Genomic DNA, 20,746 nt, shown 5'->3' with positions numbered 1-20,746 from the left:
CTGTCAGCGGGCGCCGCGAGTGTTGGCGTCATGAAGAACACCACGGTACTCATCTCCGGCGCGAGCATCGCCGGGCCCGCGCTGGCGTACTGGCTGAGCCGGTACGGGTGCGCGGTCACCGTCGTCGAGAAGGCGCCCGCGCCGCGGCCCGGCGGCCAGGCCGTCGACTTCAAGGGCGCCGCCCAGCTCACGGTCCTGGAGCGCATGGGGATCCTGGACGAGGTGCGGCGGCGGCAGACCGGCGGCAAGGACCAGACCTTCGTGGACGCGGACGGCAGGGCGCTGGCCGTCATGCCGGGCGAGTTCTCCGGCGGCGAGCTGGAGATCCACCGCGGGGACCTGGCCGCGCTGCTGTACGAGCGGACGACGGGGACCTGCGAGTACGTGTTCGGCGACTCGATCGCCTCGCTGACCGACACCGAGGACGGCGTGCGCGTGACGTTCGAGAAGGGCGCGCCGCGCACCTTCGACATCGTCGCCGGGGCCGACGGCATCCACTCGGCCGTCCGCCGCCTGGCGTTCGGGCCGGAGTCGGAGTACGTGCGCCACCTCGGGTACTACTACGCGCTGGCCGCGGTCGACGTGCCCGGCGAGGCGGCGATGTACAACGAACCGGGGCGGATGGTGGCGATCGGCGGTCCGAAGGCGCCCGCGTTCTTCGTCTTCGCCGCCGGAGAGGTCCCGTTCGACCGGTTCGACGTCGACCTGCAGAAGCGGATGCTGCGCGACGCCTACGCGGGCGCGGGCTGGCGGACCGCGGAGATCGTCGCCGCCGCGTCCGCCTCCGGCGACTTCTACCTCGACTCGCTCAGCAGGACCGAGATCGACCACTACGCCAAGGGCCGGGTGGTGCTGCTCGGCGACGCCGCGTACGGCAACACGCTCGGCGGCTTCGGCAGCGGGCTGGCCGTCGTGGGCGCGTACGTGCTGGCCGGCGAGCTGGCGCTGGCCGGGGGCGACCACCGGGCGGCGTTCCGCGCGTACGAGGAGGGCTTCCGCGAGTACGCCTCGGTGTCGAGGAAGGGCAACGCGGGCGGCTTCCTGGCTCCGCCGACCCGGCGCAGGATCGCCATGCGCAACCGGATGTTCAAGCACAGGCTGCTCCTGCGGGCCCTGCTGAAGTCCACGGACATGTTCGCCACGAACATCGACCTCAAGGACTACCCCGCCCTCCTCGGCCGCTAGAGGAGGCGTCAGGGGGTGAGGACGCGTTCCAGGACGCGCAGGGAGCCTTCGGCGCGGGTCTCCTTGTAGTCGCCGGTGGCGAGGGCGCGCTGGAAGACGCGGTAGGGGGCCTGGCCGCCCTTGCCGGGGTCGGGGTAGATGTCGTGGAAGACCAGGGCGCCGCCGGGGATGACGTGGGGCGCCCAGCCCTCGTAGTCCTGGGTGACCGGCTCCTCGGAGTGGCCGCCGTCGATGAAGAGCATGGCGAGCGGGGTGCGCCAGTGGCGCGCGACCGTCTCCGAGCGCCCGACGACGGCGATGACCTGCTCCTCCAGGCCGGCCGACGCGATGGCCGTACGGAAGAACGGCAGGGAGTCCATCTTGCCGAAGCGGGGGTCCATGAGGGTGGGGTCGTGGTGGGCCCAGCCGGGCTGGATCTCCTCCGAGCCCCGGTGGTGGTCGACGGTGAAGACGACGGACCCCGTCTCGCGGGCCGCCGCCCCGAGGTAGATCGCCGACTTGCCGCAGTAGGTGCCGATCTCGCAGATCGGCCCCATCGGGCCGTAGGCGCACGCGGTCTCGAAGAGCGCCAGCCCTTCGTTCGCGGGCATGAAGCCCTTGGCCCGTTCGGCCGCGTAGCGCAGGTCCGGCGGGAAGGACATGTCAGTCATGATTTTTCCCTCGAATACGGCAACGCTGCTGCACCCTACCTACAACGTGCGAACACCCGGAACCGTGCCCCCGGCCTTGGCCGGAACAGCGCAGAACAACATTCCGAACGAGCCTTGCCCGCCCAGGTGGAACGTGTTCTACTTGGCCCGCTGGGCGAGCGTGCGCCCCCTCCCCCGCCGCTCCGGCCTAAGCTCGCGTCACGACCACACCGCGAGGAGGCCCGATGAAGATCAGGGTGGACTACGACGTCTGCGAGGCCAACGCCGTCTGCATGGGCCTGGCGCCCGACGTCTTCGAGGTCGACGAGGACGACAACCTGCACGTCCTGCTGCCCGAGCCGCCGCCGGAGGCGCTCGACCGCGTGCGCCACGCCATACGCTCCTGCCCCAAGGCCGCGCTCTCCCTCCACGACGAGTGAGCACCCGCCACCCCGGCCACCCCATTGGAGGTCTCCCGCATGCGAGCCGCCCTGCTGCACGCCGCCGGCGACGACAGGCTGGACATCCGCGATGACGTGACCCTGACCCCGGTGGGGCCGTCGGACGTCCGCGTGAAGATCAAGGCGACCGGCGTCTGCCACTCGGACCTGTCGGTGATGTCCGGCGTGCTGCCCATGCCGCTGCCGGTGATCCCGGGGCACGAGGGCGCGGGCGAGGTCCTGGAGACCGGCGACCAGGTCACCTCGGTCCGGCCGGGCGACCACGTCATCGTGAACTGGACCCCCGCCTGTGAGACGTGCGCGAGCTGCGTCGGAGGCCAGCCCTACCTGTGCACCACCTACCTCGTCCAGAGCTTCTCGCTGGCCAGGTTCCGCTTCGGCGGGGACACCCCGGCGTACGGGATGACCGGCTGCGGCACGTGGGCGGAGGAGATCGTGGTGCCCTGGCAGGGCGCGATCAAGGTGGACCCCGACGTGCCGTACGAGGTGGCGGCGCTGATCGGCTGCGGCGTCACGACCGGCGTCGGCGCGGTGGTCAACACCGCGAAGGTCAGGCCGGGCACGAGCGTGGCGGTGATCGGCTGCGGCGGCGTCGGGCTGGCGGTGATCCAGGGCGCGCGGATCTCCGGGGCGACGAGGATCCTCGCGGTGGACCCGCTGACCTCCAAGCACGAGCTGGCCATGAAGGTCGGCGCCACCGACGTCTGCACCCCCGACCGGCTCCCCGAGGCCCTGGCCGCGCTCACCGGCGGCCAGGGGTTCGACTACGGCTTCGAGGCCGTGGGCCGGTCGGCCTCGATCATGTCCGCCTGGCAGGCGACCCGGCGCGGCGGCGACGTGATCGTGGTCGGCGCCGGGGCCATGGACGACCTGGTGCCGCTGTCGGCGTTCAGCCTGCTGTTCGAGGGCAAGAACCTGCTCAGCTCGCTGTACGGCGGCAGCGACGTCCGGCGGGACTTCCCGTTCCTGGTGAACCTGTGGAAGGCCGGCAGGCTCGACCTGGAGAGCATGATCAGCTCGCGGATCGGGATCACCGACCTCAACGAGGCCGTGGCCGCGCTGCGGGGCGGCGAGGTGCTGCGCCAGGTCGTGCTCTTCGACTGAAGCCCTCCCCGGGCCGCGCGTGATCCGGCCCGGGGAGCCCCCGTGACGCCTCAGAGCATCTCTTTGAGCGACGCGCCCCACTGCTCGCCCAGCGTGGTCGGCTGGAGATACGGCTGCTCGGCCAGGATCGCGTCCCAGTTGTCGCGGATCGCCTCGGCGCTCGGGTCGTCGGCCCGCCAGCCCGGCCCCTCGGCCACGAACACGCGGGCCACCCGCCCCGCGCCCACGCTGAAGACCTCGCCGGAGGTCGGGCAGCTCTCGTGCGCGAGGAAGACGACCAGCGGGCTCACCTTCTCCGGGCCCAGCTTCCGCGCGTACTCGGCGGGGAACAGCGTCTCGGTCATCCGCGTCCAGGCCATCGGCGCGATGGCGTTGGCCTTGATCCCCGCGCGGGCGCCCTCGATGCCCAGCGTCTTGGTCAGGCCGACCAGGCCCATCTTGGCCGTGGCGTAGTTGGCCTGCCCGAAGTTGCCGAACAGCCCGGACGGCGAGGAGGTGTTGACGATGCGGCCGTACCCCTGCTCCTTCATGTGCGGGAAGGCGGCCCGGCTGACCAGGAACGAGCCGCGGGCGTGCACGGCGAGCACGGCGTCGAACTCCTCGACCGTCATCTTGCCGAAGGACTTGTCCCGCAGGATGCCCGCGTTGTTGACCACGACGTCCACCCGGCCGAAGACGTCCAGCGCGGTCCGGATCAGGGCGTCGGCGCCCTCGGGCGTGGAGACGTCGTCGGCGTTGGCCACCGCGCGCCCGCCGTCCTTGGCGATCAGCTCGACCACCTCGGCGGCCGGTCCCGTCGAGGCGCCGGTGCCGTCCAGCGCCCCGCCGAGGTCGTTGACGACGACGTTCGCGCCGCGCGCCGCGAGCATGAGCGCGTGCGAACGGCCGAGGCCGTGCCCGGCGCCCGTCACGACCGCGACCTTGCCGTCGAACCTCAGGTCTGCCATGCCGCCCACCCTTCGAGGAGCGCCTCACCAGCGCGTCAGGAGAACATCCCTCTGGTGAGCACACGATATCCGCCCTCTTCCGAGGCCCCGCTCCGCCCCGCACTTACGGCGACAGGGCGTCACGTAGCGGATAGTGATCAGACACATCGAATTCTGCTAGAGTTTCTCCCCCCGCAGGGCCTGGGTCAGCGTCGGCCCCACTTCCCATGGCCCCACCGTTCTCCCCGGCTGGAGGCCGCATGCCCGCACAGCCGCCCCTCCGCGTGATCCAGTGGGCCACCGGGGCCGTCGGCAGCTACGCGCTCCGAAGCGTCCTCACCCGGCCGGAGTTCCGGCTGGCCGGCGTGCTGGTGTACGACCCCGACAAGGTCGGGCTGGACGCGGGGCCGCTCGTGGGCCTGCCCGAGTGCGGGGTGCTGTGCGGCGACGACGTCGACGCGGTCCTCGCCCTCGACGCCGACTGCGTGCTGCACATGCCGCTGCCGGCGGCGTACTTCGGAGGCGACTACGCCGCCGACCTGGAGACGGTCTGCGCGATCCTCTCCTCGGGCAAGAACGTGATCACCACCACCGGCTTCATCTACCCGCAGGTCTACGGGCCCGCCGTGGTCGACCGCCTGGAGTCGGCGTGCCGGAAGGGCGGCGCCTCGGTGTACGGCACCGGCATCAACCCGGGGTTCATGAGCGACTTCCTCCCCTTGGCGCTGAGCGGCCTCTCGGCGCGCCTGGACCACATCTACGTCCGCGAGTCCTCCGACTTCCTCGGGCATCCTTCGCGGCAGATCGTCATGGACCTGATCGGCTTCGGCCGCGCCCCGAAAGACTACGCGGTGGCGGTGCGCCCGTTCCGCAACGTGCAGCGGGCGCTGTTCTCCGAGAGCGTCCAGCTCGTGGCGGGCGCGCTCGGCGTCAGGCTCGACGAGGTCGAGGAGACCGACGAGTACGAGCTGGCGGCCGAGCAGTTCGAGGTCACCGCGGGCGTGGTGCTGCCCGGCACGGTCTGCGCCTCCCGGTGGATCTTCTCCGGCCTGGTCAAGGGCCGGCCGTTCATGACGGTCGAGTGCGTCTACAAGGCCGACGCCGCCAAGGTGCGCCGCTGGCCGGAGCCGGGGTTCGCCCTCCACATCGAGGGCCGCCCGCAGATGCTGATCACGATCGACGAGGTCTCCCACGGGCTCGCCGGGGCGGCGGCGCACGCCGTCAACTCGATCGCGGCGGTCTGCGCGTCGCCGCCCGGCATCCGCACCGTCCTGGACCTCCCGCTCGCCACCGGCCGGGGCACGGCACGGCTGGCGTGACCGCCGGGACGGGCGGCCAGGGTCAGGAGTGCGGGGTGAACCGGCCGAACCTGCCCTGGTGGTAGATGAGGGGACGGCCGGGCGAGCCGATCTCGGTGCGGGTGACCAGGCCGACGACCAGGATGTGGTCGCCGATCTCGGCGGTGCTGTGCGGCTCGCAGACCAGGTGCGCCGAGACGCCGTCCAGCAGCGGCACCCCGCGCGGCCCCGGCCGCCAGCTCGTCGGCGCGGCGAACCTGTCGACGCCCTTGCGGGCGAAGCGGGACGCCAGCTCGGCCTGGTCGCTGGCCAGGACGTTCACCGCGAAGCTCTCGGCCTGCCGCAGCGAGGGCCATGTCGTGGAGGACTGGTCGACGTAGAAGGAGACGAGCGGCGGGTTGAGGCTGACGGAGGAGAACGAGGTCGCGGTGAGGCCGACCGGCACACCGCCGGTCCTCGCGGTCACGACGACGACCCCGGCCGCGTGGACGGCCAGCGCCTCGCGGAACCGCTGGTTGTCGACGGCCGCGCCGCGCGCCGCGTCGGGCAGGGTCTCGGTCATGCGCTCGCGCCCTCCTTCAGTGCTATCTGCGGCGCGATGCGGTCCGCCCACCGGCCCAGCACCTCCTCGGGCGCCGCGATGTCGGCTTCGAGCAGGGCCAGGCCGGGGGTCGGCACGGTGGCGCCCAGCTCGACCAGCAGCGGCCGCAGGTGGGTCTCGACGGCGAGGGAGTGCTTGGGGTCGCCCATGACGAGGATCGGCAGCGCGGTCACGCCGGCCAGGGCGTCGGGCTTGAGCCGGTCGAGGAAGACCTTCAGCAGGCCGGTGTAGGTGGCCTTGTAGGTGGGGCTCGCCACCACCAGCACCTTGGCGGCGGCGACCAGGTCCAGCGCCTCGCGGACCTCGGCCGGGGGTTGGGGATCGAGCAGCCGCGGGGCCAGGCCCGCCAGGTCGATCACCTCGCGCTTGCCGGAGTAGCCGAGCCGTCCGGCCACCAGCTCGGCCGCGTGCTCGGCGGCCGTCCGCGTCCGCGAGCCTTCTCGGGGGTTGCCCACTAATGTCACGAAACTCATCTGTCGCTCACCATTCATCGTCTCCCGGTCGCCGCGACGGCGCCCCGCCACGCGGGCCGGACGCCAGAGTGCAGAGATTGCCCTTGTCAGCGCGTCTCAGCGGCGACACTGGGCACCGGCGACGTGGCCGAGATCCACGTGGAGGCGCCGGGTCAGGGGCTTCTGGCTCATGCTCGAAAACTACGTAGACCGAACCGTAATGTCAATATTCCCTACTTGTATTCCATGGAATATCATGCGTCCCGGTACCACAGGTCCGGCTCACCGGGCACGCACCGCACCCGTCCCCGCGCCTCCAGGTACACCAGGTGGGCGAGCGTCTCGTTGGTCGCGGCCCTGCGCATGAACGACGGAATCGACTCCCACGGCCGCGACCAGGTCAGCCGGGTCGTGACGTCCCAGCACGCGACGCCGTCGGCGGCGGCCACCGCCGCCTCGATCTCGGCCAGCCGCCGCTCATGGTGGGCGATCACGTCGTCGACCCGCTCGGCCAGCTCCAGGAAGCGGTACTCGTGCGCGGGCAGCACCTCGTCCACCTCGAAGCGCCCGACGGCCGCCAGCGCGTCCAGGTAGTCGGCCAGCGGGTTCGGGGCCGACTGGGGGTGGACGGCGACGATGGGCGTGATGCGCGCGAGCACGTGGTCGCCGGAGAAGAGCACGCGGCGCGACGGCGACACGAAGCACAGGTGGCCGGGCGAGTGGCCGGGCGTCCACACCGGCCGCAGGTCCCAGCCGGGCAGGCCCAGGTCCGAGCCGTCCTCGATCAGCCGGTCGGGCCTGGCCATCGAGACGTGGTCGCGGATCGCCATGGACGCCTGGGACAGCTCGTCGGCGGTCAGCGGCGGCACGCCCGAGCGCGCCAGCATCGCGCGCTGCCGCGCGACCAGCGTCTCGATCTCCGGCTCGTCGTAGCGCTCGCGCAGCAGCCGGGCGTCGGCCGGGTGCAGGCCGATCCAGGCGCCCGAGTTCTCCCGCACCCTCCCGGCGAGCCCGTAGTGGTCGGGGTGGATGTGCGTCACCAGCACCGCGCGCACGTCGCCCATCGCGTACCCGGCGACGCCGAGCCCGTCGGACAGCGCCGCGTACGCCTCATCGGTGTTCCAGCCCGCGTCGATGATCGCGACGCCGTCCGGCAGCTCCAGGGCGTAGACCAGGACGTACCTGAGCGGGTTGATCGGGATCGGCACCGGGATGGACCACAGGCCCGGGCGCACCTGCTCGACGGCGGGCATGGCGCCGCCCTGCCACGCCTCCCTCTGCGCCGGGTTGGCCGGCGTCACCCTTCTCTTCGGCTGCTCGCGACGCTCCGGCTCCGTAACCTGATCCCGCATTCCGGCTCCTTGTCCCATGTGCCGCCATCCACACGATTGTGCACCGGGGACCGAATGTTGTTCTAAGAGGGGTGTTCCTGAGGCAGCCGGACGTACAGCAGGGCCGAGACGAGCATCAGCGCGGCGACCACGGCCCACCCGGCCCCGAGGCCGGTGCGGGAGACCAGCAGGCCGAGGCCGAGCGTGGCCGACATCCCGCCGAACTGGAGCTGCAGCGAGTCGACCGACATCAGCGTGGCGCGGCGCGAGGCGCCGACCCGCCGGTGCATCATCTCGTTGCGCACCAGCTCGGGCACCGCGCCCGCGGCGAACATCACCATGTACGCCCCGATCGTGACGGCGACGCCCGCGGCCCCCGACAGCGACACCGAGGCCGCCAGCGCGCCGATCGCGCCCGCCGTGAGCGCCGTCCCGCCGATCGCCGCGGCCACCGGCCCCCCGAGCAGCCGCACCACCCGGGGGGCGATCCCGGCCCCGACGGCGCTGGCGCCGAAGCCCGCCGCCGCCACCAGGCCGTAGACGAAGCTCGCCAACTCCGGGTCGCCGGTCAGGTCGCCGAGCCTGCCGGGGGTCAGCATCTCGACGGAGCTGAGCGCGACTCCCAGCGCGAAGGCCACCAGCAGCAGCCGCCGCAGCCCCCGGTCGGCAACGCCGAGCCGCACCCCCGCCCGCATGGTGCGCGGCACGTCCCGCAGCACCGACCGCAGCGAGGGACGCGGGTGCGGGGGCTCGGGCATCGCGACCACCACGACCACGAACAGCGCGACCGCCGCGGCCGAGGCCGCGACCATCGGCGCCGCGAGGCCCCAGGGCACGAGCAGCGGCAGCGTGCCGCCGCCCAGCGTGCCCACGCACAGCGACGCGCTGCTCATGGCGCTCCCCCTGGCCAGGCCGGGCTTGAGGTCGGCGTCCCGCCCCTCGGCCGCGTGCAGGGTGTCCACGTACCACGCCTGAGGCGGCCCGCTGGACAGGGCGCGGGCCACGCCCTTGAGCACCGAGGCCGCCAGGAACGCCGGGAAGGAGGCCGCGACGGCCAGCAGGCCCATGCCCGCCACCATGAACAGGGCGGCGACGGCGAGCACGGCCCGCCGTCCGAGCACGTCGGCCAGCCCGCCCGTGGGCAGCTCCAGGATCACGACGACCACCGAGTAGCAGGACATCACGACGCCGATCTGCGCCAGGCCGAGGCCGCGCGAGGACATCAGCAGGATCATCGAGGCCATCATGAGCCCGGGCGGGAGCCAGGTCAGCGCGCTGATCAGGCCGTACCTGCGTAAGGCGGCGCGGGGCGAGAGCACGGGGGCCGCCGCGGCGGCGAGGCCGGTCATCCGTTGTACCCCCGCGTCGGGAAGGCGGCCAGGTGGATCGACACGCGCTCGGCGCCCGGCTTGCCGGCGTCCTCCGCTTCTAGCTCGCGGATCAGCGCGTCCACCCGCTCATAAAGGCGGCCGAGCGTCTCGGGGGTCATCCGCACCATGTCGTCCGACATGCCCGCGGCCTCGACCCAGGCGGGTCCCCAGGACTCGCGGTCGCGCTCGAACCCCTCGCGGTCGCGGACGAACACCTCGAACTGGCGGTCGCGCATGAAGCCCGCGGCCTCGCGGCCCTCGGGGGTGCCGCCGAGTTCGAGCTCGTTCCAGGCGGTGTACCGGTGGACGGACCGCCAGCGGCGCTCGCGCGCGTCCCGCTGCTCGGGGTCCTCCTCGACGAAGCCGTACTTGGCGAGCTGCCGCAGGTGGTAGCTGGTCGAGCCGGAGCTCTCGCCGAACCGGGCCGCGAGCTCCGTGGCGGTCGCGGGCCCTTCGAGGCGCAGCGCGCCGAGCAGCCGCACGCGCAGCGGATGGGCCACCGCCTTCAGGGTCCGTGGGTCGCTGACGTGGTAAACGGACGGGTCGCTCATATTCCCAAAGATAGCTTTGCAAAGCTCTCTTTGCAAACATCTCTTTGCGGTCCTAGCGCTCTCCTTCCCCGGCTAATGTGGCGGCATGATCGAGGGCATCTGGGTGGACGAGGCCGTCACCGAGCTGCGCCCGGACTTCCGGGTGCTCGTCGTCGGCGCGTACGGGCTGCGCGGCGGCCCCTCCGACGACCGCTCCCGCGCCTGGCTCGCCGAGGCCGCGGCCGAGGCCGTCCCGCCGTCCCACGAGCACATCGCCGCCTGGCACGACGCCTACCGCGCGTTCGGCGCCAAGCCCCAGCGCACCCGCCCGTCGGTGGACGCCCTGGTGCGCCGGATGCCGCCCCCGGAGATCAACCTCGTCGTGGACGCCTACAACGCGGTCAGCGTCCGCCACGTCCTGCCCATCGGCGGCGAGGACCTGGCGCACTACGAGGGCACGGCGCGGCTGGTCCGCGCGAGCGGCGACGAGCCGTTCGACGCGATGGAGAAGGGCGAGGTCGTCGTCGACCACCCCGAGATCGGCGAGGTCGTCTGGCGGGACGACCGCGGGGTCACCTGCCGCAGGTGGAACTGGCGCCAGTGCGTGCGCACCCGCATCACCGAGGACACCACCGACGCCCTGTTCCTGCTGGAGCGCCTCGCGCCGATGCCGCTCGAAGCCCTGCGGGCGGCGGGGGACGAGCTGGTCGAACGGCTGCGCGAGATCACCCCGGAGGTCCGCGTCGAGTCACGGCTCGCCGGCGCGTGACGCCCCGCCCGGCATCCGTAAGCTGAGATGGCGATATCATGAAGTGAGACGGCGGCGCACGCGCGACCGGCCGCCGCCCCCTCGTCCCGCCCCGGCGGGCGAGGTCCTGTGCCGAGCAGGTGAGAGGCGCCTGCCCGCCGGGGTGAGCATGGCCTCACCCCCCGGACGGACTACCCGGGCGTGACCAGTTTGAACGGTCCTGGGAGGATCAGGCCGTGAGCCCCCCCGAGAGCGCACACGCCACCTATTTGGGCGAGTAGCCTTGGACAGGTTCCTCATTTCAACAACGCCGATCTGCGGAAGAGGGCGATTTCCGCCGTGTCGTCTGAGTCGTCACGGACAAACCCACTGGTCAACTTCGGCCAGAACGAGTGGCTTGTCGACGAGCTGTACCAGAAGTACCTTCAGGATCCCGAGTCCGTGGACCGGGCCTGGTGGAACTTCTTCGCTGACTACAACCCCGATTCCGGTACGAGCCGCGTACCGGCACCGGGCGGCCCCAACGGCGAGACGGCCGACGCCGCGGCGCCGACCGCCGCCGCCACGGTGGCTCCCGACAAGCCCGCACCGGCCAAGGCCGCCCCCAAGGCGCCCAAGGCGACGACTCCGGCTCCACCGCAGTCCGACAAGGCGGCCCCGCACGTCGAGGGCGAGGAGGTCCGCCTGCGCGGCGCCGCCGCCCGCACCGCGGCCAACATGGATCTCAGCCTCGCCGTCCCGACCGCCACCAGCGTGCGCGCGGTCCCGGCCAAGCTGCTGATCGACAACCGCATCGTCATCAACAACCACCTGTCGCGCGGCCGCGGCGGCAAGGTGTCGTTCACCCACATCATCGGCTACGCGATCGTCAAGGCGCTCGCGGCGATGCCGGACATGAACCACTCCTACACCGAGGTCGACGGCAAGCCGACCCTGGTCCGGCCGGCCCACGTCGGCCTGGGCCTGGCGATCGACGTGGCGAAGAGCGACGGCTCCCGCCAGCTCCTCGTGCCCTCGATCAAGAACGCCGAGACCCTCGACTTCCGCCAGTTCTGGATGGCGTACGAAGAGATCGTCCGCAAGGCCAGGGGCGGCAAGCTCGGCGTCGACGACTTCGCCGGCACCACGATCAGCCTGACCAACCCCGGCACGATCGGCACCGTCCACTCGGTCCCGCGCCTCATGCCCGGCCAGGGCACGATCATCGGCGTCGGCGCGATGGAGTACCCCGCCGAGTACCAGGGCGCCTCCCCCGAGACCCTGACGCGGCTCGCGGTCAGCAAGGTCATGACGCTGACCAGCACCTACGACCACCGCATCATCCAGGGCGCCCAGTCCGGCGAGTTCCTGCGCAAGATCCACCAGCTCCTCCTCGGCGAGGACGGCTTCTACGACGAGATCTTCCAGGCGCTGCGCATCCCCTACGAGCCGGTCCGCTGGGTCCCGGACATCTCCGCCAGCCACGACGACGACGTGGCCAAGTCGGCGCGCGTGATCGAGCTGATCCACGCCTACCGCGTGCGCGGCCACCTCATGGCCGACACCGACCCGCTGGAGTACAACCAGCGCAAGCACCCCGACCTGGACATCAAGTCCCACGGCCTCACCCTGTGGGACCTTGAGCGCGAGTTCGCCACCGGCGGCTTCGGCGGCAAGCCGCTGATGAAGCTGCGCGACATCCTCGGCGTCCTGCGCGACTCGTACTGCCGCACGGTCGGCATCGAGTACATGCACATCCAGAACCCCGAGGAGCGCGCCTGGATCCAGGCGCGGGTCGAGAAGCCGCACGCCAAGCCCACCCGCGAGGAGCAGCTCAACATCCTGCGGCGGCTCAACACCTCCGAGGCGTTCGAGACCTTCCTGCAGACCAAGTACGTCGGGCAGAAGCGCTTCTCGCTGGAGGGCGGCGAGTCGCTGATCCCGCTGCTCGACTCGGTCATCTCCTCCGCCGCCGAGGAGAGCCTGGACGAGGTCGTGATCGGCATGGCCCACCGCGGCCGCCTGAACGTCCTCGCCAACATCGTCGGCAAGTCCTACGCCCAGGTCTTCGGCGAGTTCGAGGGCAACCTCGACCCGCGCAGCGCCCACGGCTCCGGCGACGTGAAGTACCACCTCGGCGCGTCCGGCGACTTCACCGCCCCCGACGGCAACAAGATCGCCTGTTCGGTCGTGGCCAACCCCTCCCACCTGGAGGCGGTCGACCCCGTCCTCGAGGGCGTCGTCCGCGCCAAGCAGGACCTGCTGGAGCGCGGTGAGGAAGGCTTCACCGTCCTGCCCGTGCTGGTCCACGGCGACGCGGCCTTCGCCGGCCAGGGCGTCGTGGCCGAGACGCTGCACCTGTCGCAGCTGCGCGGCTACCGCACCGGCGGCACCGTCCACGTCGTGGTCAACAACCAGGTCGGGTTCACCACCTCGCCGGCGTCCTCGCGCTCCAGCGTCTACGCCACCGACGTCGCGCGCATGATCCAGGCGCCGATCTTCCACGTCAACGGCGACGACCCCGAGGCCGTGGTGCGCGTCGGCCGCCTGGCCTACGAGTACCGCCAGGCGTTCCGCAAGGACGTCGTCATCGACCTGGTCTGCTACCGCCGCCGCGGCCACAACGAGACCGACAACCCCAGCTTCACCCAGCCCCTGATGTACGACCTGATCGACGCCAAGCGGTCGATCCGCAAGCTCTACACCGAGGCGCTGATCGGCCGGGGCGACATCACGGTCGAGGAGGCCGAGCAGGCCCTGCGCGACTACCAGGAGCAGCTGGAGCGGGCCTTCACCGAGACCCGCGAGGCCGGCAAGCGGCCCCTGGAGCCGGGCGCGGTCGTCAAGCCCGCCCCGGGCGAGGTCGTGCCCTGGTCGCACGAGGAGACCCCGACGGGCATCTCCGAGGAAGTGATCAAGCGGGTCGTCGAGACCCAGCTCACGCTGCCCGACGGCTTCACGGTCCACCCGCGCCTGGCGCCGCTGCTGCAGCGCCGCGGCCAGATGGTCACCGAGGACTCCATCGACTGGGCCATGGGCGAGACCCTCGCGTTCGGCTCCCTGCTGATCGACGGACACCCCGTCCGCCTGGTCGGGCAGGACTCGCGCCGCGGCACCTTCGGCCAGCGGCACGCCGTCCTGGTCGACCGCGTCACCGGCGAGGAGCACACCCCGCTGAAGACGTTCAACGAGGGCACCACGAAGTTCTACGTCTACGACTCCCTGCTCTCGGAGTTCGCGGCGATGGGCTTCGAGTACGGCTACAGCGTCGTGCGCCCGGACGCCCTGGTGGCCTGGGAGGCGCAGTTCGGCGACTTCGCCAACGGCGCCCAGTCGATCATCGACGAGTTCATCTCGTCGGGCGAGCAGAAGTGGGGCCAGCGCTCCTCGGTCGTGCTGCTGCTGCCGCACGGCTACGAGGGCCAGGGCCCGGACCACTCCTCGGCCCGCATCGAGCGGTTCCTGCAGATCTGCGCGCTGGACAACATGACGGTCGCGCAGCCGAGCACCCCGGCGAACTACTTCCACCTGCTCCGCTGGCAGGTCCTGTCCAACCGCCACCGCCCGCTGGTCGTCTTCACGCCGAAGTCCCTGCTGCGGCTCAAGGCGGCGGCCTCGGCGGCGGACGAGTTCACCTCGGGGGCGTTCCGGGCGGTCATCGGCGACTCCACGGTCGACCCCTCGGCGGTGCGCCGGGTGGTCCTGTGCTCGGGCCGGGTGTACTACGACCTGGCGGCGGCCCGCGACAAGCAGGGGCGCACGGACGTGGCCGTCGTCCGCCTGGAGCGGCTCTACCCGTTCCCGGCGGAGGAGCTCCAGGCCGAGCTGTCGCGCTACGGCCAGGACGCCGAGCTCATCTGGGCGCAGGACGAGCCGGTCAACATGGGTCCGTGGCCGTACCTCACGCTCAAGATCACCGAGGACCCGGGCCTGCTCGGGGGCCGCGGCCTGCGGCGGGTCTCCCGTTCGGCGAACTCCTCGCCCGCGGTGGGCTCGCACGCGGCGCACGACGCCGAGCTGGAGCACATCGTCGCCGAGAGCCTGGGCTGACGATCGGGCCCCGGGCGACCGGGGCCGGTCTCCCGTGTTCTGTCAGAGGAAGTCCCCCGCAGACGGCACTGTGGGGGACTTCCCCGTTTATCCGGAAATTTCCGGTTATGTCCTGGAGTTGCGATGTACTTCACCGACAGGGGCATCGAGGAGCTCGTCGAGCGGCGCGGCGCCGAGGAGGTCGGCATGCTCTGGCTGGCCGAGCGGCTGCGCGAGTTCGTCGACCTGAACCCCGAGTTCGAGACGCCCGTCGAGCGCCTGGCGACCTGGCTCGCCCGGCTGGACGACGACGAGGAGGACTGAGGCCACCCACCCCGGGGACGCGATACGCGATACATCTTGACTTTCGACCTACGAGATATATCGTGTCTTGTACAGAGCCATTCGGGACCATCGACCAGCGGGGCGGCCATGTCCACGTGGACCATCGACAAGCCTGAGAAACTGACCTTCGACGCGGTGAGCGCGCTCAGCGTGCGCATCGTCGCCGGGCGGCTCGCCGTCCTCGCCAGCGACGGCCCGCCCACCCTGGAGGTCGGCGACATCGACACGCCGCCGTTACTGGTGGAGCAGGACGAGACCGGCCGCCTGACCGTGACGTACAAGGACCTCACCTGGGACGGCATCCTCGGCTGGCTGCGCGCCGGCCGTCCCAGCACCACGGTCACGCTCACGGTGCCGAAGGACTGCCCGGTGCAGGCGGGCGTGATCTCCGCCTCCGCGCTGGTGACCGGGCTGGAGAACCGCACCAGCGTGAAGAGCGTCTCCGGCGAGATCGTCCTCGACGGGGTGAGCGGCGACATCGACGCCGAGACCGTCTCCGGGGCCGTCGAGAGCCGCGGCATGTCCGGGGACCTGTCGTTCACCAGCGTCGCCGGCGAGCTGGTCGTCGCCGCGGGCACCCCGCACCGCCTGCGGGCCAAGACGGTGTCCGGCCGCATCACCGCGGACCTGGAACTGCCGCCCACCGGCCACGTCACGCTGAACAGCGTGTCCGGCGCCATCGTCGTCCGCCTGCCCCAGGAGGTCGAGACCGACGTGACGCTGCGCTCCACCTCGGGCCGCCTGAGCAGCGCGTTCCCAGGGCTGACCACCACGGGGCGCCTGGGGATGAAATCGATGAGCGGCCGGCTCGGCGGGGGAATGGCGTCGGTGTCGGCCAACACGGTGTCCGCCGATGTGACCCTTCTGAGGAGAGACAAGTGAGTCCGGTTTTCGCCCACGGACGCCTGCGCCTGTACCTGCTGAAGCTGCTGGAGGAGAGCCCCAGGCACGGGTACGAGGTGATCCGTCTCCTGCAGGACCGCTTCCTCGGCGTCTACTCCCCCTCCCCCGGCACGATCTACCCCCGGCTCGCCCGCCTCGAAGAGGAGGGGCTCGTCACCCACGAGGTCGTCGAGGGCAAGAAGGTCTTCACGATCACCGACAAGGGCCGCGCCGAGCTGGAGGCGCGCATGGACGAGCTCGCCGACCTCGAACAGGAGATCTCCGAGTCCATCCGCGACATCGCCCGCGAGGTCAAGGAGGACGTGCGCGACACCGTGCGGTCCCTGCGCGACGAACTGACCCAGATGGCCAGGGAGGTGCGGCAGCAGGGCACCCGGGAGGACGAGCGCCGGTCCAAGGACGACCTGCGCGCGGCCCGCGAGGAGTACCGGCACGCCTGGCGCGAGCAGAAGCAGGCCTGGCAGGAGCACAAGCAGGAGTTCGAGCGCCAGAAGCGCGCCTGGAAGGAAGAGTCACAGCGCTGGAAGCAGGACTGGCTGCGCGGCGCGTGGCGGGGCACCTGGGGCGGGCACGGCTCGCCCGACCGCGACGCCGAGCTCGGGCGCATGCTCGCCGACTTCGTCGAGGAGATCCGCGGCGCGGCCGCGGCGGCGTCGGTGACCGAGGAGGCTTTGGCCACGGCCCAGGACGCCCTCTACGAGGCCGCCGGCCGGATCCGCGCCGCGCTCCGATGATGCTCCTCTACGGGTTCCGCCCGCCCCTGCTGCGCCCGGGTCCGCCCGAGCCACTTCCCGTGCCGTCCCGGCCGCCCGCGCGGCGCACCCGGGCCAGGCGCGCCACGTCCCCCGCCGCCCCGTCCTGCGCCGCGACGCCCACCGTGCGGGACGGTATCCATGTCACCGTCCATTCGGTGTCGAAACGGTGAAGAGCAGGACCTCGCCCCCGGGACCCCGCTACGGTGGGTGACCGGTGACGGTTCGTCGGGCATCACCCGCGTGAACAAGAACCCGATCCCACAAGTCGGTCCCCGCCGTACGGCGACCGGTTGTTCATATGCGGCCCCGCGCGGCGCGCCAGGTTCTGCCTGACGTGCCGCCCGGGGCCATTCGCATGGCGGGAGGCCATGGACGTACCGGACGCCGTCAGGCCCCGGCCGTCCCGGTGAAGACGATCTTCCCGAAGAGCTCGCCCTCCTCCATCGCCGCGAAGCCCTCCTCCGCCCGCGTCAGCGGCAGCACGCGGTCCACGATCGGGCGCACGCCGGTCTGCTCCAGGAACGTGGCGAGCCGTCCGAGCTGGTCCCGCGTCCCCATGGTGGAGCCGACCACCGAGAGCTGGAGGAAGAAGACCCGGTTGAGGTCGGCCGGGGGCACCGCGCCGCTCGTCGCGCCCGAGACGACGACCCGCCCGCCGGGGCGCAGCGACTTCAGCGAGTGGTCCCAGGTGGCCTGGCCGACGGTCTCCATCACGGCGTCCACACGCTCGGGCAGCCGCGCCCCCGTCGGGAACGCCTGGTCGGCGCCGAGCTCCACGGCCCGCGCCCGCTTCTCCTCCGAGCGGCTCGTGACCCAGACCCGGTAGCCGCCGGCCCGGCCGAGCGCGATGAGCGCGGTGGCCACGCCGCCGCCCGCGCCCTGCACCAGCACGGTGGATCCCGGCTGCAGTCCCGCCTTGTCGAACAGCATCCGGTAGGCGGTCAGCCACGCCGTGGGCAGGCAGGCCGCCTCCTCGAACGACAGCGCCGCCGGCTTGGGCACGAGGTTGCGGCGCGGCACCGCCACCTTGTCCGCGAAGGTGCCGTCGTGGATCTCGGAGAGCAGCGACCGCTTAGGGTCCAGCGTCTCGTCCCCGTTGACCGGCGTGCCGATCACCGCGTGGACGATGACCTCGTTGCCCTCCTCGTCCACCCCGGCGGCGTCGCAGCCGAGCACGATGGGCAGGCGGTCCTGGCGGATGCCGACGCCCTTGAGCGTCCAGACGTCGTGGTGGTTGAGCGCCGCGGCCCTGACGGCGACCGTGGTCCACCCGTCGGGGACCTCGGGCTCGGGACGCTCGCCGAGGGTGAGCCCGGCGAGAGGGTTGTCAGGGTCGGTGGCTGTGCACGTTACGGCGAACATGCCGGAACCCTATCCCCGCGCCTTCCGGCGGCCGCCCACACCCCCGAGGCGGGGCCGTGCCGAGCGAATCCATACAGATCACCGTGAATTCAAGAATACCGACATAGCCCATATACACCCTCAATCCCCCTTGATCATCAACGTCGGCGGCGGTTACCGGAACAACGCCGCGACGGCCGCCAAAGAATGACACAGCGGTGCCCGACACGCCGCCCCAGAAAATATTTCCCGGGCGCCCGCCGATCCGCGCGCCGCGCCGGATCCGATCTTCGTACATGCGGTTTTCCCGGCCCGACAGGGCTTCCCGCCCGCGCCGCCACCCGCAGGCCCGCCCGATTTATCGCCATAAATGATTGCGTAGCGACCTTCTAATTTTTGCAATTAAGTCGCCGCTCACGCGAATCTCCCGCATGTCGGACAACGGTATCGAGGTCGACCATGAGTAGGGTCGGTCATGCAGGTGCGCCAGCATCGAGGTGCTCCTTTACTTTGAACTGCAAAAAGAAAAGGACCGCTTTATGAAAGACGTCGGTCACTCACGGTCTCTCCAACGTAATGTCGGTCGTTCATGGCTGACCGCAGCTCTCACGGGCGCTCTCGCGGTCGGCGTGCTCGCCGCCACTCCCGGCAGCGCGTACGCGATCCAGGCGCCGCAAGGCGCCAAGGCAGCGTCCCTGCTTCCGTCCGCTCCCGTGAAGACGGGCTTCGTCGTCACCGTTCGCCGGCAGATCGCCACCAGCGCCACGCTGACGTCGTCGCAGAACCCGTCCAAGAAGGGCCACTCGGTCACCTTCACCGCCACGGTCCGGGCGACCGGCACCCACATCATTCCCACCGGCACGGTCATCTTCCGCAACGGCTCGCGCGAGCTCGGAAGCGGCCAGCTCGAGGCCACGGGTCAGGCGACCCTGTCGACCTCCAGCCTGGACGACGGCAGCCACAACATCACCGCCTTCTACCAGGGCAACGCCTCCTTCGACCCCAGCACCTCGCCGGTGCTGGTGCAGCGCGTCGAAGAGGAGAAGAAGGACGACGGCAAGAAGGACCACGAGAAGAAGGACCACGAGAAGAAGGAGGACGGCAAGAAGAAGGAGGAGGACAAGGACGACGACCAGTCCACGGATGACGAGGACGACGACGACGAGGGCTTCCGCGACCGTCACCACGACGACTTCGACCACATCTGCCATCGGTTCCATCACCGCAACCACGACAACGACGGCCTCGACGGGTCGTCCCGGCACCACAGGCGGCTGCACGAGCTCCGCAGGCTGTGCGACAAGTGGCACAGGCGGGACGACAACGTGATCCTGATCGACAAGGGCATCCGCCGCTTCATCGAGGGCTACTCCGACCAGGGCGGCGGCCACCACTCGCACTGGGACAGCCGTCACCACCGCTGGGTGCCCGAGCACCGCGAGCACTACAAGCCGCAGAAGCACTACCACAAGAAGCAGTACCACAAGCCGGTCCACCACTTCGCCGTGACCGGTTGATCCACCTGCACCGGGCGCCGGGGCCCGCCCACTCCACGGGCGGGCCCCCAGCCCCCGCGCCACGCCACGGGCCACTCCGGAAACCGCCGCCGAACCTCAACAGGAGCCAGCCTTCCCGGGAGTCCCCATGTCCGTTCGCCGTCGATCCGCGCGCTCCATCTTCACGATCATCGCCGTCGCCGCCGCGGCCCTGCTCGGCCTCATCCTGCTCGTGTTCCTCACCAACAGGAAGGTCGACCGCGAGGTCACCGCGGCGCCGCCCGCCCCGCCCGCCGCCCCGGTCAAGCTCACGGCCGCCCAGCGCGCCGCGCTCCCCCGCTCGACGACCTGGACGAAGATCCCCAAAGCCCAGCCCGACCCGCGCCCCGACGCCGCCGGGGACGGCCTCCTCGTCCACCCGACGACGTCCAAGATCGTGTACGCCGAGCCCGGCGGCGCGGCGATCGGCCTGCTGCCCCCCACCCAGCTGGACGACCCCACCTGGCTGCCGGTGATCGAGTCACGCCCCGAATGGGTCCGCGTGCTGCTCCCCAGCCGCCCCAACGGCTCCACCGGCTGGATCCACACCGGTGACGGCAAGACGAAGCAGACCCGCAGCCCCTACCAGGTGCACATCAACCTCACCACCCGCCGCCTGACCCTCCTGAAGGACGGCCAGGAGAACGGCTCCTGGACCGTCGGCATCGGCACCGAGGACACCCCCACCCCCGTCGGCCGCACCTTCCTCCTCGCCACCCTCTCCCCCTCGGACGTCGACTACAGCCCCGTGATCCTCCCCCTCGGCATGCACTCGGAGAAACTCCAAACCTACGACGGCGGCCCCGGCACCATAGGCATCCACGGCTGGCCCGACAAATCCGTCTTCGGCAAGGCGATAAGCCACGGCTGCATCCGAGTCCCCCCCGCCGGCCTGACAGCCCTCAGCAAGATCCCCATAGGCACCATGATCGTCATAACCAAATAACCGACCCCACCAGCCCCACCCCCGCGACGCCCACCACCGCACCGGCGCAGGCGGGCAGAGCGGGGCAGACATGACCCCACCGATGAGGGTCTGGCCTCAAACCCGACGCGGCGAGTTGTCAGATGCGGAGACGTGCCCACCGATAAGAGAGTTCAGCGTCGCGCCGACGCAGCGGGTCATCGGGCACGGGACACAGCCTCCGCTGAGGAGAGGGCTCGTCCCGGCGCCGACGCGGCGGGTCGCGGGACGGCGAATCCGGCGCCTATCACGGCGGCCGA

20 protein-coding genes are annotated in these 20,746 nt (G+C 71.3%); 11 read left to right on the top strand and 9 right to left on the bottom strand.

Annotated elements, in window-relative coordinates:
• Positions 1-30: 30 nt before the first annotated feature.
• Entirely contained in the window at positions 31-1,185 is a 1,155-nt protein-coding gene (locus tag BJ981_RS17150) for an FAD-dependent monooxygenase (protein ID WP_184612330.1), read from the top strand.
• An 8-nt stretch (positions 1,186-1,193) separates the two neighbouring features.
• Here the strand turns inward: BJ981_RS17150 and BJ981_RS17145 are convergent, their stop codons facing one another.
• Entirely contained in the window at positions 1,194-1,826 is a 633-nt protein-coding gene (locus tag BJ981_RS17145; protein WP_372436903.1) for a class I SAM-dependent methyltransferase, read from the bottom strand.
• Between the two features lie 233 nt (positions 1,827-2,059).
• On the opposite strand from BJ981_RS17145, the gene BJ981_RS17140 reads away from it, so the two are divergent.
• Both BJ981_RS17140 and BJ981_RS17135 read left to right on the top strand, forming a co-directional pair.
• Positions 2,060-2,254 carry a ferredoxin gene (locus tag BJ981_RS17140; RefSeq protein ID WP_184612328.1) on the top strand — a complete coding sequence of 65 codons (195 nt, stop codon included), beginning with the start codon at positions 2,060-2,062 and terminating at the stop codon, positions 2,252-2,254.
• A gap of 39 nt (positions 2,255-2,293) precedes the next feature.
• Entirely contained in the window at positions 2,294-3,379 is a 1,086-nt protein-coding gene (locus BJ981_RS17135) for a Zn-dependent alcohol dehydrogenase (RefSeq protein ID WP_184612327.1), read from the top strand.
• A gap of 50 nt (positions 3,380-3,429) precedes the next feature.
• Here the strand turns inward: BJ981_RS17135 and BJ981_RS17130 are convergent, their stop codons facing one another.
• A complete protein-coding gene (locus BJ981_RS17130) occupies positions 3,430-4,326 on the bottom strand; it encodes an SDR family oxidoreductase (RefSeq protein WP_184612326.1) in 897 nt (298 codons plus the stop codon).
• A gap of 239 nt (positions 4,327-4,565) precedes the next feature.
• Here BJ981_RS17130 and BJ981_RS17125 point away from each other — a divergent pair, with 239 nt between their 5' ends.
• Positions 4,566-5,624, top strand: coding sequence for an NAD(P)H-dependent amine dehydrogenase family protein (locus tag BJ981_RS17125; RefSeq protein ID WP_184612325.1), 1,059 nt, complete (start codon positions 4,566-4,568; stop codon positions 5,622-5,624).
• 22 nt (positions 5,625-5,646) lie between these two features.
• Here the strand turns inward: BJ981_RS17125 and BJ981_RS17120 are convergent, their stop codons facing one another.
• From BJ981_RS17120 to BJ981_RS17100, 5 genes are all read right to left on the bottom strand, one after another.
• Complete coding sequence (locus tag BJ981_RS17120) at positions 5,647-6,165, bottom strand: flavin reductase family protein (protein ID WP_184612324.1); 519 nt, start codon at positions 6,163-6,165, stop codon at positions 5,647-5,649.
• The gene (locus BJ981_RS17115; protein ID WP_184612323.1) at positions 6,162-6,677 is read right to left on the bottom strand and encodes an NADPH-dependent FMN reductase; all 516 of its coding nucleotides are present in this window, start codon (positions 6,675-6,677) and stop codon (positions 6,162-6,164) included. Before BJ981_RS17115 ends, BJ981_RS17120 begins: the two co-directional genes overlap by 4 nt.
• A gap of 233 nt (positions 6,678-6,910) precedes the next feature.
• Entirely contained in the window at positions 6,911-8,008 is a 1,098-nt protein-coding gene (locus BJ981_RS17110; protein WP_184612322.1) for an MBL fold metallo-hydrolase, read from the bottom strand.
• 62 nt (positions 8,009-8,070) lie between these two features.
• On the bottom strand, positions 8,071-9,336 hold the full coding sequence (locus BJ981_RS17105; protein ID WP_184612321.1) for an MFS transporter: 1,266 nt from the start codon (positions 9,334-9,336) through the stop codon (positions 8,071-8,073).
• A complete protein-coding gene (locus BJ981_RS17100; RefSeq protein ID WP_184612320.1) occupies positions 9,333-9,908 on the bottom strand; it encodes a winged helix-turn-helix domain-containing protein in 576 nt (191 codons plus the stop codon). The genes BJ981_RS17105 and BJ981_RS17100 overlap by 4 nt, the downstream gene beginning before the upstream one ends.
• 85 nt (positions 9,909-9,993) lie before the next feature.
• On the opposite strand from BJ981_RS17100, the gene BJ981_RS17095 reads away from it, so the two are divergent.
• The 5 genes from BJ981_RS17095 to BJ981_RS17075 all read left to right on the top strand — a co-directional run bounded on the left by BJ981_RS17095 (position 9,994) and on the right by BJ981_RS17075 (position 16,625).
• Entirely contained in the window at positions 9,994-10,656 is a 663-nt protein-coding gene (locus BJ981_RS17095) for a B3/B4 domain-containing protein (RefSeq protein ID WP_184612319.1), read from the top strand.
• A 318-nt stretch (positions 10,657-10,974) separates the two neighbouring features.
• Positions 10,975-14,664, top strand: coding sequence for a multifunctional oxoglutarate decarboxylase/oxoglutarate dehydrogenase thiamine pyrophosphate-binding subunit/dihydrolipoyllysine-residue succinyltransferase subunit (locus BJ981_RS17090; RefSeq protein ID WP_184612318.1), 3,690 nt, complete (start codon positions 10,975-10,977; stop codon positions 14,662-14,664).
• A gap of 123 nt (positions 14,665-14,787) precedes the next feature.
• A complete protein-coding gene (locus BJ981_RS17085; RefSeq protein ID WP_184612317.1) occupies positions 14,788-14,967 on the top strand; it encodes a DUF6104 family protein in 180 nt (59 codons plus the stop codon).
• A gap of 108 nt (positions 14,968-15,075) precedes the next feature.
• Positions 15,076-15,870, top strand: a complete 795-nt coding sequence (locus tag BJ981_RS17080; protein WP_184612316.1) for a DUF4097 family beta strand repeat-containing protein — start codon at positions 15,076-15,078, stop codon at positions 15,868-15,870.
• Positions 15,867-16,625: a PadR family transcriptional regulator gene (locus BJ981_RS17075; RefSeq protein WP_184612315.1), complete on the top strand. Its 759-nt coding sequence runs from the start codon at positions 15,867-15,869 to the stop codon at positions 16,623-16,625. Before BJ981_RS17080 ends, BJ981_RS17075 begins: the two co-directional genes overlap by 4 nt.
• A 7-nt stretch (positions 16,626-16,632) precedes the next feature.
• On the opposite strand, the gene BJ981_RS38230 is transcribed toward BJ981_RS17075, so the two are convergent.
• Both BJ981_RS38230 and BJ981_RS17070 read right to left on the bottom strand, forming a co-directional pair.
• A complete protein-coding gene (locus BJ981_RS38230; RefSeq protein ID WP_260324656.1) occupies positions 16,633-16,767 on the bottom strand; it encodes a hypothetical protein in 135 nt (44 codons plus the stop codon).
• Positions 16,768-17,033: 266 nt separating this feature from the next.
• Complete coding sequence (locus BJ981_RS17070) at positions 17,034-18,008, bottom strand: zinc-binding dehydrogenase (RefSeq protein ID WP_184612314.1); 975 nt, start codon at positions 18,006-18,008, stop codon at positions 17,034-17,036.
• A 608-nt stretch (positions 18,009-18,616) separates the two neighbouring features.
• On the opposite strand from BJ981_RS17070, the gene BJ981_RS17065 reads away from it, so the two are divergent.
• Together BJ981_RS17065 and BJ981_RS17060 are read left to right on the top strand one after the other, a co-directional pair.
• Positions 18,617-19,504 (top strand): Ig-like domain-containing protein, encoded by an 888-nt coding sequence (locus tag BJ981_RS17065; RefSeq protein ID WP_184612313.1) that lies wholly within the window; start codon positions 18,617-18,619, stop codon positions 19,502-19,504.
• A gap of 127 nt (positions 19,505-19,631) precedes the next feature.
• Positions 19,632-20,468, top strand: a complete 837-nt coding sequence (locus tag BJ981_RS17060) for a protein-sorting L,D-transpeptidase LdtCP (protein WP_184612312.1) — start codon at positions 19,632-19,634, stop codon at positions 20,466-20,468.
• Positions 20,469-20,746: the final 278 nt, after the last annotated feature.

It is taken from the genome of Sphaerisporangium krabiense (genome assembly GCF_014200435.1).
Classification (GTDB): Bacteria; Actinomycetota; Actinomycetes; order Streptosporangiales; family Streptosporangiaceae; genus Sphaerisporangium; species Sphaerisporangium krabiense.
This window is presented reverse-complemented; position numbering and strand designations above follow the sequence as displayed.